The sequence below is a fragment of the Streptomyces sp. WI03-4A genome (assembly GCF_033792105.1).
Lineage (GTDB): Bacteria > Actinomycetota > Actinomycetes > Streptomycetales > Streptomycetaceae > Streptomyces > Streptomyces collinus_A.
Window position 1 is genome coordinate 101,546 of the sequence record NZ_JARAUO010000007.1, and the last position, 14,317, is coordinate 115,862.

The 14,317-nt window shown below is 72.6% G+C and carries 10 protein-coding genes and 2 pseudogenes; 5 read left to right on the forward strand and 7 right to left on the reverse strand.

The features are described from left to right. Positions 1-76: 76 nt before the first annotated feature. On the forward strand, positions 77-724 hold the full coding sequence (locus PV343_RS10670; RefSeq protein WP_319146593.1) for a dihydrofolate reductase family protein: 648 nt from the start codon (positions 77-79) through the stop codon (positions 722-724). A 114-nt stretch (positions 725-838) separates the two neighbouring features. On the opposite strand, the gene PV343_RS10675 is transcribed toward PV343_RS10670, so the two are convergent. After that, entirely contained in the window at positions 839-1,687 is an 849-nt protein-coding gene (locus PV343_RS10675; RefSeq protein ID WP_319146594.1) for an SDR family oxidoreductase, read from the reverse strand. Positions 1,688-1,772: 85 nt separating this feature from the next. Between PV343_RS10675 and PV343_RS10680 the strand changes: the two genes are divergently transcribed. Further along, a complete protein-coding gene (locus tag PV343_RS10680) occupies positions 1,773-2,234 on the forward strand; it encodes a MarR family winged helix-turn-helix transcriptional regulator (protein ID WP_319146595.1) in 462 nt (153 codons plus the stop codon). A 74-nt stretch (positions 2,235-2,308) separates the two neighbouring features. Here PV343_RS10680 and PV343_RS10685 read toward each other — a convergent pair. Further along, a pseudogene (locus PV343_RS10685) lies at positions 2,309-2,557 on the reverse strand (transposase); the annotation flags it as partial. A 74-nt stretch (positions 2,558-2,631) separates the two neighbouring features. Between PV343_RS10685 and PV343_RS10690 the strand changes: the two are divergent. Beyond that, positions 2,632-3,105 (forward strand): RICIN domain-containing protein, encoded by a 474-nt coding sequence (locus tag PV343_RS10690; RefSeq protein WP_319146596.1) that lies wholly within the window; start codon positions 2,632-2,634, stop codon positions 3,103-3,105. 80 nt (positions 3,106-3,185) lie between these two features. Here PV343_RS10690 and PV343_RS10695 read toward each other — a convergent pair. Continuing rightward, positions 3,186-3,377: pseudogene (locus tag PV343_RS10695) on the reverse strand (IS5/IS1182 family transposase); the annotation flags it as partial. Positions 3,378-3,579: 202 nt separating this feature from the next. Between PV343_RS10695 and PV343_RS10700 the strand changes: the two are divergent. Then, a complete protein-coding gene (locus PV343_RS10700) occupies positions 3,580-5,169 on the forward strand; it encodes an alpha/beta hydrolase (protein ID WP_319146597.1) in 1,590 nt (529 codons plus the stop codon). A gap of 200 nt (positions 5,170-5,369) precedes the next feature. Continuing rightward, on the forward strand, positions 5,370-5,792 hold the full coding sequence (locus tag PV343_RS10705; RefSeq protein ID WP_319146598.1) for a hypothetical protein: 423 nt from the start codon (positions 5,370-5,372) through the stop codon (positions 5,790-5,792). Positions 5,793-5,810: 18 nt separating this feature from the next. On the opposite strand, the gene PV343_RS10710 is transcribed toward PV343_RS10705, so the two are convergent. The 4 genes from PV343_RS10710 to PV343_RS10725 all read right to left on the reverse strand — a co-directional run bounded on the left by PV343_RS10710 (position 5,811) and on the right by PV343_RS10725 (position 14,264). Next, positions 5,811-6,773, reverse strand: a complete 963-nt coding sequence (locus PV343_RS10710) for an alpha/beta fold hydrolase (RefSeq protein WP_319146599.1) — start codon at positions 6,771-6,773, stop codon at positions 5,811-5,813. A gap of 142 nt (positions 6,774-6,915) precedes the next feature. After that, complete coding sequence (locus PV343_RS10715) at positions 6,916-11,292, reverse strand: molybdopterin-dependent oxidoreductase (protein ID WP_319146600.1); 4,377 nt, start codon at positions 11,290-11,292, stop codon at positions 6,916-6,918. A 307-nt stretch (positions 11,293-11,599) separates the two neighbouring features. Beyond that, positions 11,600-12,934 carry a cytochrome P450 gene (locus tag PV343_RS10720; RefSeq protein ID WP_319146601.1) on the reverse strand — a complete coding sequence of 445 codons (1,335 nt, stop codon included), beginning with the start codon at positions 12,932-12,934 and terminating at the stop codon, positions 11,600-11,602. Positions 12,935-13,127: 193 nt separating this feature from the next. Continuing rightward, positions 13,128-14,264, reverse strand: coding sequence for an aminotransferase class V-fold PLP-dependent enzyme (locus PV343_RS10725; RefSeq protein ID WP_319146602.1), 1,137 nt, complete (start codon positions 14,262-14,264; stop codon positions 13,128-13,130). Positions 14,265-14,317 lie beyond the last annotated feature (53 nt).

Below are 14,317 nucleotides of genomic sequence, written 5' to 3' on the forward strand. Positions count from 1 at the left end.
GACGGGACATGGGCCCGGCGATGAGTTTTCCTGGTCCCGGCGGTCTGCATTTCATGGAACACGCAGGAGGAGCCAGGTGAAGCAGCTACTGAGAGTCCAGAACTTCAACGTCTCCAGCGACGGATACGGCGCCGGCGAGAACCAGAGCCTGGAGCGGCCCTTCGGGCACGCCGACCCCGGGGAGATGTTCGCCTGGGCGGGCGCCACGGCGAGCTGGCCCAATCGCACCGAACCCGGCGGCAGCCGCGGTCTCGACGACTACCTGACGCGGGACTTCTCCCACCACATCGGCGCCGAGATCATGGGACGCAACAAGTTCGGTCCGCAGCGCGGCCCGTGGCAGGACCACGAGTGGCTCGGCTGGTGGGGCGACGAGCCACCGTTCCACACTCCGGTGTTCGTCATGACCCACCACAAGCGCCCCTCGTTCACCCTCTCCGACACCACGTTCCACTTCGTCGACGACGACCCGGCCACGGTCCTCGCCATGGCGCGGGAGGCGGCGCAGGGCAAGGACATCCGGCTGGGGGGCGGGGCCACCACCATCCGGGAGTTCCTCGACGCCGACCTCGTCGACACCCTGCACGTGGCGGTCTCGCCGATGAAGCTCGGCTCCGGGGCGCGGCTGTGGGAGTCGCCCGAGGAACTGCTCGACCGCTTCCACCGCGACGTCGTGCCCAGCCCGAGCGGCAAGGTCACGCACCACCTGTTCTGGCACAAGTGACCGAGTGACCAAGTGACCGAGTGACCACTGCCGACGCGACGGCCGCCCACGGGGTGGGAGCCCGGGGGCGGGGCCGATGGCCGCGTGGCGTACAGGGTGGGGCCGGCCCCGGGCTCAGGCGACCCAGCCGCCGGTGAGGCCGAGGATCGCCGAGCCGTCCACGTCGGAGAGCTTGGTGCCGACGAAGCCGCGGGCCCACTCGGAGGTCTGGAGGCGGAAGGCGGGCCGCTGCGCGGTCAGCGCCTCGAGGACCGACTCGGCGGCGCCCTCGGCTGTCTGCGCGCCGTCGAGGAACTGCCCCACCGTACGGTTCAGGTAGGCGCCGAGCTGCGGCGCGTAGATCCCGGCCGCCGCCACGGCACCCTCCAGGTCGACGCCCACGTTGGCCACGAACTCGGTGGCCACGGCGCCGGGTTCGATCACGGTGACGGAGACGCCGTGCGCCGCCGCCACCGGGGCGAGGGACTCCATGTACCCCTCGACGGCGAACTTGGCGGCGCAGTAGGCCTCGTTGAAGGGCTGCCCGATCACGCCGCCGACGCTGGTGACGGTGATCAGCCGGCCGCCGGAGGCACGCAGGTGGGGCATCGCGGCCTTCGAGACGTTCAGCACGCCGAAGAAGTTGACCTCCATGACCCCCCGGACCTCGGCCACGGACTCGTTCTCCAGGGTGCCGAGGTGTCCGGCGCCCGCGTTGTTGACGACGGCGTCCAGGTGGCCGTAGTCGGCCAGCACCCCGTCGACCGCGGCCGTGATCGAGGCCTCGTCGGTGACGTCGAGCCGGCGGATGTCGAGTTCCACGCCCGCGTCGTCGGCGGCCTTGCGCAGGGCGTCGGAGCGGCTGGGGTCGCGCAGCGTGGCGACGGTCGTCCAGCCGGCGCGTGCGGCGGCGACCGCCGCGGCCAGGCCGATGCCGGAGGAGGTGCCGGTGATGAGGACGACCTTGGGGGACTGGGAGGACATGGGAAGCCTGCTTTCACATTTAAGTGCGTGTACACACACCATCATGCACTTACGTGCGTGTACACGCAACCGCTAGGCTGGGGGCATGCCGAAGAAGAAGCTCCCGCCGGCCGAGATGCCCGTGGCCGACCATGCCTTCTACGGGCTGGTCTGGGCCGGAACCGTCCTCACGGACCGCGTGGACCGCGCCCTGTCCAAGGCGCACGACCTGCCGGTCTCCTGGTTCGAGGTGCTGCTCTGGCTGGCCTCGAGCCCCGACCCCGTCCCGGCCTCGGTGCTGGGCAACAGCACCATGCTCAGCCGCAGCCAGGTCTCGCGCGTCATCGACGCCCTCCAGATACGCGGTCTCGTCACCCGCACCCCCTCGACCCGCGACGCCCGCTCCGTCGAGGTCGCGCTCACCCCCGAGGGACGCCGGCTCTTCGAGGCGGCCGACGCCACCCGCCGCGCGTGCCTCGCCCCGGTGTTCACGGACCTCCTCGACGAGGACGACCTGCGCGCGCTCAGCACGGTCTGGCAGAAGCTGAAGGCCAACAAGGACGCCTAGAGCGTGTCTCTTTGATGAGTTGGTCAGTTGATCGGATGTGTCTGTCCGATTAGTGATCACTACGGTGCAGCCGATGTCGTCGACGGCATCCGCTGCGGCGAGGACGGCGGCGAAGATCTTCTCCCACGTGCCGTCGACGGCCCGCCTGATCACCGCTTATGGGCCGTCTGGAACGAGCCGAGCTCCTCGGGGAGGTCCCGCCAGGGCGAGTTGGTGCGGTACTTCCACGCGATGGCCTCGAGCGTGCCGCGGTGATCGGCCGAGTGCCGTCCCCGGACCGGATCGGCCGGTATGAGTGGCTCGATCCGGGGGTTTTTGCCCATTTTTCCGGCGCAGGCGGTGGTGTTCGGGGATCCTGTCGAGGTACCTCTGAAAACCACGGTAAGGAGACCCCCCAGTGCGCCGCCCGACCCGGAAAGCCTTCGCCGCCCTCATCGCCGCAGCCGGCCTCGCCCTCCCCCTCCTCACCCCCACAGCCGCCTCGGCTGCCACCGCCACCAGCCGCTTCGCGAACTACCGCTACGGTGACTGCCTGCGCGAGACCTCCGATACCGGCCTCAAGGGCGACCGCTGCAACACCGGACGCGGCAGCCTCCTGTGGCAGTGGAACGGCCGCCTCAACACCAGCACCACTCTCAAGAACAACTTCTGGGGCCGCTGCCTCGACAGCAATGACCGGGGCGACGTCTACCCCCTGCGCTGCAACGGCGGCTCATACCAGAAGTGGCGCACCGTCCAGCCCGCCGCCCGCAGCGCCATCATGCTCCAAAGCGTCGGCACGGGCCGCTGCCTCTACCAGCAGGACAACGGCTACTACCGCACTGCCCGCTGCGACCGAGGCGCCCAGAACCAGCGCTTCACCATCGGCTGAACGGATCTCTCGACCGCTTCAAGATGCCGCGGGGCGAGCAGCTCTTCTCTTACGCGAGGCCGGAAGGCGTTCCGTTGGCAGCGGATCGCGCGGGATGAGTACGCGCGGTCCGCCAAGACCATTGGGGGGCGAGTCCGGGGCCGGCCGGGGCCCGTCCTGGGCACCCGGATGCGGGCCATGACCGTCTCGAAAACGGGCGCGTCACCGGCCTGCCCCGCGGTGACGGCCAGAGCCAGGGGCCGTGCATGGCTGTCTGCGGCCGAAGACACACGCTCCAGGGCCGGACACCACCCGACTGCGCCGGGCGGACGACGATCAGACCGTTCCGGTTCTCCTCCGGACGTCTCTTTCCGTGTCCGTCCGGAGTCGTAGCAGGACCGCCCCGCAGAAGGATTCGCACGCCGCCGCCGCACGACAAGGTCGTGGAGACCTGGAAGTCGAACGGAAGGAACGGCCATCGTGCGGACAGGACGCATGGCGCCCTTACTCGCTGTGGGCATCACGGCGACGCTGGTCCCCGCCCTCGCCCCGGCGCAGGCATCCGCGGCGCCACGGCAACAGGTGTCCGCGGCACCGTCGTTGCAGAGATTCGCTCACCAGCGGCCGGCTTGGCACAGATGCGACGTGTCGCAGTCCGCCGCCTTCCAGTGCGCCACGGTCGAAGTCCCGCTGGACTACGGCCGGCCCGGCGCCAGGACGATCAAGCTGGCCGTCTCCCGCGTCAAGACCGCCGTTCCCGGCAAGCGGCGCGGTGTGCTCCTGTTCAATCCCGGCGGCCCGGGCGGTGAGGGCCTGGACATGCCGACCATGATGAAGGACGCCCTGCCCGAAAAGGTCCGGGAGCAGTACGACCTCATCGGGTTCGACCCGCGTGGCGTGGGCCGCAGCAACCCGGTGACCTGTGGCCTCAGCGCCGCCGAGGAGAACATCGAACACCCCTACCGCCAGGCGACGTTCCACCACGACGTCAAGTGGGCCCGGACCGTCGCCGAGAAGTGCCGGGCGCGGAACGGCGACAGGCTTCGCCACATCACCACGCGCAACACCGCCCGCGACATGGACGTCATACGCACGGTCCTGGGCGAGCGGAAGCTCTCCTATCTGGGCTACTCGTACGGCACGTACCTGGGCGCCGTCTACGCGCAGATGTTCCCCGGGCGGACCGACCGCTTCGTGCTGGACAGCTCGGTCGACCCCGCTCGGGCCTGGCGCGGGATGATCCAGGTGTGGGCCGAGGGTGCCGAGCCGGCCTTCGCCCGCTGGACGAAGTGGACCGCCCGGCACCACCGGACCTACGGCCTGGGCGACACCCCGGCCGCGGTGCGGAAGACGTTCTGGGACCTCGTCGCCCGGGCCGATCGCACCCCCGTCGACTACGACGGGCAGAAACTCACCGGGGACGGCATCCGGGCCTCCCTGCGTGCCCAGTTCTTCAGCCCCGAGTATGCCGCCCAGGTCGTCGCGGACCTGAAGAGGTCGGCCGCCGGACACGTGGCCCACCCCCGTCGAACCGCGCCCGACGCCCAGCGGGGTCCGCACCCGCTCGCGGCCGCCGCCGGGCGGCCTCCGGCGGACAACGAGACCGCCGTCTTCTGGACCGTGGTCTGCGGGGACACCGCGGCCTGGCCGCGTGACCCGGAGCAGTACCGGCGCGACGCCGTCCGGGACCGGGCCAAGTACCCCCTCTACGGCGACTTCGGCTCCACCATCACCCCCTGCGCGTTCTGGGGCAGGCCGGCCGAGCCCGTCACCGAAGTCGACACCGGCGTCGGCCTGCTCACCGTCCAGAACCAGTGGGATCCCCAGACACCGCTGGTCAGCGGCCTCGGCATGCACCACGCCCTCAAGGGCTCGCGCATGGTCTACGTCAAGGGCGGCGAGGGCCACGGCGTGTACGCCGGTGACCCGCGGGCCTGCGCCGACCGCGCCGTCAACGCCTACCTGAGCGACGGACGGCTGCCGGCGAAGGACGTCACCTGCGAGGTGTCGGGTCACCAGCGGCCGGGACTGAACCAGCGCGTCGTGCCCGCCCCGGGGCGCACCCCGCAGGCGCCCCGCTTCTGACGCACGTCCCCGCGCCCGGCGGCAGGCCGGTGCCCGGGGCCTGGTGGCCGAGATCCATGATCCACATGGCAGGATTCACGGGCCGGACAGGAAACACGCTGTCCAGCGCGGTCGAAGACCGGCACAGGCGAGGCCCCGCCGGCGCCCGGACGACCGCTAGTCGGCCCACCAGGCCCTGGAACGAAGAGCAGGCACCGACCATGACTGCTGAGTGGTACGTCCTCATCGAGGAGGACACCCGGCTCACCGAGCGCGCCGACGGTGTGGAGCTCAAGCTGCACCGCTGGATGCTGGTGGGCACCCACCCCGTCGAGGGGGACGAGGCGCAGGCCCTCGCGGCGGCCGAGGACGCGGCGCTGAACTACGTGCCCCAGGTGATCGCCCGGCACGCGAAGCCCGGCGACGTGCCCGCGCGACACGCCCTGGTCACCCGGGACGGCGAGTGGCTGGTGATCGTCAGGCAGCGGCACCGCGAGTGCCACATACGGGTGACGACGGCGCGGCTCGTGCATTCGACGGAGGAGAAGGAGGCTCCGCCCAAGAGCCTCAAGGAGATGTTCCGCAGCGCCCTGGAGGCCCCGCAGCCTCCCGAGAAGCCGTGGGCCCCGGCCGGCGGTTCCTGACCCGGCATCCGGGCCCTCTCAGGTGCAGGACCGGAGGAAGGCGATGAGGGCCGCGTTCACCTCGTCCGGACGCTCCTGCTGGGTCCAGTGCCCGCAGCCGGCCAGCTTCACCGGCTCGCGCCGCAGGCCGGGCATCAACCGGGGCAGGCGCGCGATGAGTTCGGGCGTGCCCGGGAAGGCGGGGACCAGGTCGCGGTCGCCGTAGACGTACAAGGAAGGCGGGGTGACGACCGCGCCGTGCCAGGGAGCGGTCAGCTCCCAGTTGCGGTCCAGGTTGCGGTACCAGTTCAGGGCGCCGGTGAAGCCCTCGGAGAAGCCCTCGGTCAACGCGTCCAGATCCTCCTCGGTGAACCACTCCGGCTGTGCCTCCGGTTCCGGCATGGTCGCGAGCCAGCCGCGCTCGGGGTCGACCAGCGGCTGCCTGTCCTCGCCGGAGCCGGGAGCGTCGCCGGAGGCCCAGTGGAAGAACTTCCGCAACGCGGTCCGCGGGTCCCGTCCGAACTCCGCGTCGGCGACACCGGGCCGGGCGAAATAGTTCCAGTAGAAGCGACCGCCGAACCTCTTCTCCATGGCGGCCAGCGGCGGCTGCGTCCCCCGGAACGGTGGCGGGACGCTCAGACCCGCCACCCCGAGCACCAGGTCCGGGCGCAGCAGCGCGGTGTGCCAGGCGACCGGCGCGCCCCAGTCGTGCCCGACCACGTACGCCCTCTCCTCGCCCAGCGCCCGGATCAGCCCGACCACGTCGCCGACCAGGTGCAGGATGGTGTACGACCCGACGTCCGCGGGACGGTCGCTGCGCCCGTAGCCCCGCTGGTCGGGGGCGACCACACGGAACCCGGCCTCGGCCAGCGGGCCGAACTGGCGGTGCCAGGAGTGCCACGACTCGGGGAAGCCGTGCAGGAGCACCACCAGCGGGCCGTCGCCCTGCTCGGCGATGTGCAGCCGGACGCCGTTCACCTCGACCATGCGATGCTCGACCATGGTCACGAGCGTACGCGCGTGATCTTCGGGGCGATGTGCGACGCGGCGCGGGGACCTGCGCGTCGTGGACGCGGGGCTGGGGCTGGGGCTGGGGCGGGGCGTGGCCAGGACGGCCGCGGCCGTGCCCGTCGCCGACCGAGGGTCAGTACACGTCGCGGACGTAGCGCTTGTCCGCGGCCAGACGCCGCACGTGCAGCGCGGCCTCGTCGGCCTCCATCCCGCCGTGCGCGGCGACGACGTCCCTGAGCGCCCGGTCCACGTCCTTGGCCATGCGGCCCGCGTCGCCGCAGACGTAGAAGTGCGCGCCCTCCTGGAGCCACTGCCACAGGCGGGCGCCGTTCTCCCGCATCCGGTCCTGCACGTAGACCTTGTTGCGCTGGTCCCGGGAGAAGGCGAGGTCGAGCCGGTCGAGGTGACCGGACGCCTGGTACGCCTCCAGGTCCGCGCGGTGGTAGAAGTCGGTCGCCTGGCGCTGTTCGCCGAAGAAGAGCCAGTTGGGACCGGTGTGGCCGCGGGCGCGGCGGTCCTCCAGGAAGCCGATGAAGGGCGCGACCCCGGTGCCGGGCCCCACCATGATCATGGGGGTGGCGGGGTCGGCGGGCGGCCGGAAGTGCGGGGAGCGCCGCACGAACACCTGCACGGGGCCGTCGTCCGCGCTGTCCGCGAGATAGGCCGAGCACACGCCCTTGCGCTCCCGTCCCAGGTCGTTGGTGTAGCGGACGACGGAGACCGTGAGCCGCACCTCGCCGGGATGGGCGAGCGGGCTCGACGAGATGGAGTACAGGCGGGGCTGGAGACGCTTGAGCACCGAGGCCCAGTCAGCGGCGGAGGCCCGGACCGGGAACCCGGCGATGACGTCGGCGGCCTGACGGCCCCAGCTCCACCGCGCGAGCGCGTCCTTGTTGTCGGGCCGCAGCAGCCGCTTCAGGTCGTGGCTGCCCGTCCGCTCGGTGACGAACCTCAGCAGGTCGGTGGTGATGCGGGAGATGTCCAGACGGGTGCGCAGCGCCTCTTCGAGGGGGAGGGGCGTGCCGTCGCCGAGGCTCACGGGCTCGTCGGGGTCGAGTCCGGTGAGGGCGAGCCATTCGGTGACGAGTCCCGCGCTGTTGACCGGCCACACGCCCAGGGCGTCCCCGGCGTCGTAGGCGAGTTCACCGTCGCGGGTGTCGAAGGCGAACTGCCGTACCTCCTTGGCGGAACCGGGCAGGCTCAGCAGCCGGTTGCCGACGAGCAGGGTGGCGAACGGTGACGCCTTGCTGAAGCCGGACGGTGCCGCGGCGTGGGTGCGGCCGGATCCGGCGGACCCTGGCGCGGTGGGGCGGGGCGGATGCGGGGCAGCGCCCGTGTGGTCGGCGTGCGCGTCCGTCTCCGTGCCCGTGTCCGCGTTGGCGTCCGTACTCGCGTTCGCGTTCGCGTTCGCGCTCACGTTCTCGCCCTCGGCCGGGGCGAGAGAAGTGAGGACCTGGCTCAGCCACCGTTCCGCGGTGTCCTCGAAGTCGGTTTCGCAGTCGGCGCGGGGGGTGAGGCGGGTGGCGCCCAGCGCCGCGAGGCGTTCGTCGAGGCGGCGGCCGTGACCGCAGAAGTCGTCGTAGGAGGAGTCGCCGAAGGCCAGGACCGCGTACCGGACGCCGTCCAGGCGCGGGGCGCCGGGAGCGGCCAGGGCCGCCCAGAAGTCGGCGCCGTTGTCCGGGGATTCGCCGTCGCCGAAGGTGCTCGTGACGAGGAGGACGTCCGCGTCGGCCGTGAGCAGCGTCGGGGTGGCGTCGGCCATGGGAAGCAGTTCGGGGGTGAGACCCGCCCGGTCGAGCTGGTCGGCGGCGCCGGTGGCGAACTCCTCGGCGTTGCCGGTCTGCGAGGCCCACAGGATCACCAGACGGCGCGTCGGCACGGCGGTCGCGCGGGTCGGCGCCGCGGCCGGGGCTCCGGTCGGCGCGGGTGCCGGAGCGGCCCCGGGGCGAGGCGCCGGGACGGGCGGGACGGTGGCCGTGCGGGAGAACATGCCGGCCAAGACCCCGTCCACCCACAGCGCGTGTTCTGGAGCGAAGGGTGCGCCCGGTGGCAGGACGGGGACGTGCCCGTCGGGTGGGGTCAGGGCCAGGCCGGACAGGTAGCCGGAGAGGTAGCGGCGCTCGGATTCGTCCAGAGGGGCGGGCACGAGGTCGGTGATGCCGAGGACGGTGGCGAGCGCGTGGACGGGGGAGTCCGCCGGGACCGCTCCCGCGACGGCGGGGACGGGCACCATGGCGGGACTCACGGGCGTGGGATGCGCGGAGGCGTCCTCCCGCTCGGTGCGCGCACCCGTGCCCGTGCTCCCGCCCGCCGCGGGGAGGGGGGCGGCCGTCCTGGCCAGGGCGACGGCGCACGCCTTGAACGCGGGCTGGAAGGAGATCGGGTCGACGGCGTCGCTGGTGAGAGCGTTGATGCTGAGGTACTCGCCGAACAGGTCGTTCCAGTGGAAGGGCGCGAAGCAGGTGCCCGGCCGTACGCGGTCGGTGACGACGGCGGGCAGCACGGCACGTCCGCGGCGGGAGGCGACCTCGACGTGGTCGCCCTCGGCCACGCCCAGCGCCCGGGCGTCCTCGGGGTGGACCTCCACGAAGGGCCCGGGGTCGAGGCGGGTGAGTTTGGCGACCTTGCCGGTCTTGGTCATCGTGTGCCACTGGTGCTGCAGACGGCCGGTGTTCAGGATGAACGGGTAGTCGTCGTCGGGGAGTTCGGCCGGCGGCAGGTGCGGGCGGGCGTAGAACCGTGCGCGTCCGCTCGCCGTCGGGAAGGCCAGTCGGGGACGGGTGCCGTCCGCGCGTTCCAGGAGGGTCTGGCTGACGCCGTCGTTGAGGTAGCGGATCGGGTTGCGGTCCGGGCCGTCGACGGTGGGGGCCGGCCACTGGACGGGTGTGGTGCGCAGCCGGTCGTAGGTGACTCCGCGCAGGTCCCAGCCGGTCGCGGGATTCCACGCCTGCTTCAGCTCCTCGAAGACCTCTTCCGCGGAGGCGTAGTCGAACGCCTCCGCGAAGCCCATCTCGCGGGCCACCCGGGCGATCAACTGCCAGTCGGGCAGGGCCTGTCCGGGCGGGTCGACGACGCCCTGGACGAGGGTGAGGTTGCGCTCCGAGTTGATCATCACGCCGTCCGACTCCGCCCACAGGGTCGCGGGCAGGACGACGTCGGCGTAGGCGTTGGTCTCCGTCTCGGTGAACACGTCCTGGGTGATGACGAGTTCGGCGGCCTCAAGACCGGCGATGACGGTCCTGCGGTTGGCGACCGAGGCGACCGGGTTGGTGCAGATGATCCAGCACGCCTTGATGTCGCCGGCGGCCATCCGTTCGAACAGCTCGATGGTTCCGTGTCCCACGTCCGTCCGCAGTGAGCCCTCGGGGATGCCCCACAGGTCCTCGACGAAGGCGCGCTCCTCGTCGACCAGGACCGAGCGCTGCCCGGGCAGGCCGGGGCCCATGTAGCCCATCTCGCGGCCGCCCATGGCGTTGGGCTGGCCCGTCAGGGAGAAGGGCCCGGCCCCGGGCCGGCAGATGGCGCCGGTGGCCAGATGCAGATCGACCAGGGCGTTGGTGTTCCAGGTGCCGTGCGTGGACTGGTTCAGCCCCATGGTCCAGCAGCTCATCCACGCGCCGGCCGCACCGATCCACCGCGCGGCCCGGCGGATGTCGTCCTCGGGCACGCCGGTGATCTCGGCGACCTTCCCGGGCGGATAGTCCGCGAGGAACGCGGGCATCTCCTCCCAGCCCTCGGTGAACTCGGCCACGAACTCCTCGTCGACGTGCCCGTCGGCGACCAGCAGGTGCAGCAGGCCGTTCAGCAGGGCGAGGTCCGTGCCGGGCCTGATCTGCAGGAACAGGTCGGCCTTGGCGGCCGTGGCGGTGCGCCGCGGGTCCACCACGATCAGCTTGGCACCGGCCGACTTCACCCGGTCCATCATGCGCAGGAAGAGGATCGGGTGGCAGTCGGCCATGTTGGCACCGATCACGAAGAACACGTCCGCGTGATCGAAGTCCTGGTAGGAGCCGGGCGGCCCGTCCGCGCCGAGGGACAACTTGTAGCCCGAGCCCGCCGAGGCCATGCACAGCCGGGAGTTCGACTCGATCCGGCTCGTCCGGACGAACCCCTTGGCCAGCTTGTTCGCCAGGTACTGGGCCTCCAGGGACATCTGCCCGGAGACGTAGAAGGACAGGGCGTCCGGCCCGTGCTCGTCCAGGATCGCCCGCAGTCGGCCGGCGACCTGCGAAACGGCCTCCCGCACATCCGTCTCGACCGGCTCGGCACCGCGTTCGGCACGCACCAGGGCCTTGGCCGCCCGCCCGGGTGCGGCCATCATGTCGGCGCTCGTCGCGCCCTTGGTGCACAGGCGACCGGAGTTGGTGGGGTGCGTCTTGTCCCCGGAGGCCTTCACGGCACGGCGGCGGCCGTCGGCGGGGTCGCGTGCCACGTCCAGGACGATCCCGCAGCCGACGCCGCAGTACGAGCAGACCGTGCGGACGCCGCCGTCCTTCGAGCCAGATGCCACCGAACCCCCGCCTCGCGGTGTGTGCCGTCCCGGGCGCCGCCGACCTGCGCGGCCTCCCCGGGCTCGGGGCCCTGCCGCCCGTCGCGGCGCCCCATGTCCAGCACCGTAGGAAGATCGAATTACCGGCCCGTCACGCCGTGGGCGCGCGCGGGGTTACGCCCCCCGCACACACCGCGGCCGGACCGTGTGAGGCGAGCGGGAACGGACGCCGCCCGCACCGGCGCCGGGGCCGGGAGCGGGCGGGCATCGTCTGAGGGGTCTGAGGGAACTGAGGGCAGCCGGTCGATGGCGGCCGGCGAGGGGCGTCTCAGGTGCGGGGTGGGCGCAGGGTCGCGGGGGTGGGGCCGGCGGGGCGCACGGTGATGCCGTACTCAGCCTTCGCGGGGACGGATTCGAAGGCCGGAGTGTACGCAAGCAGGTGTTCGAGGAGCACGGTCGCCTCGCGGAGCGCGAACTGCATGCCGAGGCAGGCGCGCGGGCCGACGCCGAACGGGAAGTAGGCGCCCGGGTGGGTGGGCCGTCCGCCCGGCGTCAGGAAACGCCGGGGGTCGAAGCGTTCCGGGTCGGGCCACAGTTCGGGATCGCGGTGGGTCAGGTACGGGCAGACCAGGATGTCGGTGCCCGCCTCGACGGTGTGGCCCGCGAGGACGTCGTACTCGGCGGCGTGGCGGGGGAGGATCCAGGCGGACGGGTAGAGCCGCAGCGTCTCGTGGATCAGGGCCTGAACGGCCTGACGGCGTCGCTCGGAGCCTTCGCCTCCGGCGGCGAGCGTGTCGGCGCGGGCGCCCGGGTGCCGGCCGAGGAGCAGGTGGAGCCAGGTCAGGGTGGTGGCGGTGGTCTCGTGCCCGGCCACCAGCAGGGTGACCAGTTCGTCGCGGATCAGACGGTCGGTGTACTCGGGACGCTCGGCGGCGGCGTCGGTCAGCACGTGCAGCAGGCCCGGGCCGTCCGGGCCCGCCGATCCGTCGCGGGCGCGCTCGATCGCCTGCCGGGCGACCGCGTCGATCCGGGCCAGATCGGCGGCGACGGCGTCCCGGGCGTCGGATGCGTCCGCCGGCAGCGTCGGAAGGGCGGCCGCCACGGCTTCCACGGCGGTGAGTTCGCGTTCCGTGCCGTCGTCGAGGGCGTGGCCGGTGAGGGAGCGCCAGATGGCGTCCAGGGCGAAGCGGCGCATCTCCTGCGTGACGTCCAGCGTCCGCCCGGTGCGGGCGTACTCGCGCCAGCGGTCGGCGGTGGTGCGCGCTGCCGCGTCGATCCGCCGCTCGTAGCGGCGCATTCCCGTACCGGTGAACTGGGCCTGCAGCAGGCGCCGTTGCGCCTTCCACGCCGCGCCCGTGGCGGACAGGACGCCGTCGCCGACCAGCAGACGGGCGCGGTGGGAGCGCTTGACGTACCGCTCCGGCCGGCGGGCGAGCACGTGCTGGACCGCCTGCGGGTCGGTCACCAGCACGGTGGGCGCCGGCCCTAGGCGGAACGCGGCGACGCCACCGACCCGTGCGCGCACCTCGGACAGCAGATCGACCAGCTCGCCGCCCTGTGCCCGCCAGCGCTCCACGACTTCCGGCTCGGCCTCGGGGACGGGGGTCGGCCGTCCCGCGTCGGGGAGCTGCGGGAGGGAGCCGAGACCGGCTTCGGTGTCCATGTTCCGTCTCCTGGTCGACCGTAGATGCCCGGCCGTGAACCCTGCGGGGCACGGGCACCACGTACGGGCGACTGGCCGCGCGGACTCGCACCGGACAGCGCTGACAGCACGTGCAGCACGGACTGTACGGGAGCGGACGCGGTCAGCCACAGCCCGCCCGGCCAGGGGCCACCCGGTTCAGGCCGCCAGGCGGTCAGGCCGTCGGGCCCTCAGGTCGTCGGGCCGTCAGTGACGACAACGCGGCGGCGACCCGCTCCGACGCCTCCGGCGGGGTCGAGGCGTGCGGGGAGAGCCTGAGCGAGTCGGCGCGTACGGTCGGGGTGACACCCTCGGCGTGCAGCGCCTTCGCGACGAGCGCGGGATCGTGGTCCGGCAGCGAGAAGGAGAGCACGCCGGCGCGCCGGGCCGGGTCGGCGGGGGAGAGCACGCGACCGCCGAAGCGCTCGACGACGTCGGTGAGTTCGGCGACGCGCGTGGCGATCGCACCCTCGATCGCCGCGACGGTGTACCGCTCGACGAGGCCCAGCGCCGCCGCGAAAGCGGCGGCTGTCACCGGGCTGAGATGGGTGATCGACCACCGTCGCGCGTCCGGGGCGGGCGGGTGCTCCGCCCCGTCGAAGACACCGACGTCCTCCACGCCCGTCCAGCCGGTGAGGACCGGCTCAAGGGCGTCCAGCGCTCGGTCGGACAGCGTGGCGAAGCCGGTGGCCCAGCCCGCGCGGAGCCACTTCTGGCCGCCCGCGACCACGACGTCGGCCGCGTCCCACGCCAGTTCGGCCACGCCGAACGCCTGGATGGCGTCGACGATCAGCAGCCGGTCCGGGCCGATCGCCTCGCGCAGCGCCGCCAGGTCTACGCGGAAACCGGTGCGGAAGTCGACCGCGCTGACGGACACGGCGACCACCTCGTCGGTCAGCGCGGCGCTGACCAGGTCGGCGGTCACCCCGCCGCCGGGCGCCGGGTCGATCCAGCGCGGCGTGGCCCGGCCCAGCTCCGCGGTGCGGCGCCACGGGTAGTGGTTGGCCGGGAAGTCGGTGCGCGGCGCGAGGACCACACCCTCCCGGACGCCGAGCGCGGCGTGGAACAGGCCGGTGGACGCGTTGGGCAGCAGCACGGTGTGCTCGGCGTCGGTGCCCGCGAGCCGCGCGGCCCTGTCCCGGGCGACGCCTTCCGCGCGCATCAGGCCGTCCACGGTGGTGTGATCGGCGCGTGCGGACTCCTCCATCGCCCGCGCGGTGGCTGCCACGACGTCACGCGACGGCGGGCCGAACCGAGCGAAGTCGAGATACCCGGCGGGCGTGTCGAAGTGGGCTGCGTACGGCGTGAGCACGGGGCTCGTCCTTTCGCGACGACGGACAGTGGGCGGTGGACGTACGTCCCCAC

Excerpts from the sequence above, each read along its gene's own strand:
- PV343_RS10675 (WP_319146594.1), bottom strand. The coding sequence starts at position 1,687 with ATGTCCTCCCAGTCCCCCAAGGTCGTCCTCATCACCGGCACCTCCTCC.
- PV343_RS10680 (WP_319146595.1), top strand. The coding sequence starts at position 1,773 with ATGCCGAAGAAGAAGCTCCCGCCGGCCGAGATGCCCGTGGCCGACCAT.
- PV343_RS10700 (WP_319146597.1), top strand. The coding sequence starts at position 3,580 with ATGGCGCCCTTACTCGCTGTGGGCATCACGGCGACGCTGGTCCCCGCC.
- PV343_RS10705 (WP_319146598.1), top strand. The coding sequence starts at position 5,370 with ATGACTGCTGAGTGGTACGTCCTCATCGAGGAGGACACCCGGCTCACC.
- PV343_RS10710 (WP_319146599.1), bottom strand. The coding sequence starts at position 6,773 with ATGGTCGAGCATCGCATGGTCGAGGTGAACGGCGTCCGGCTGCACATC.
- PV343_RS10720 (WP_319146601.1), bottom strand. The coding sequence starts at position 12,934 with ATGGACACCGAAGCCGGTCTCGGCTCCCTCCCGCAGCTCCCCGACGCG.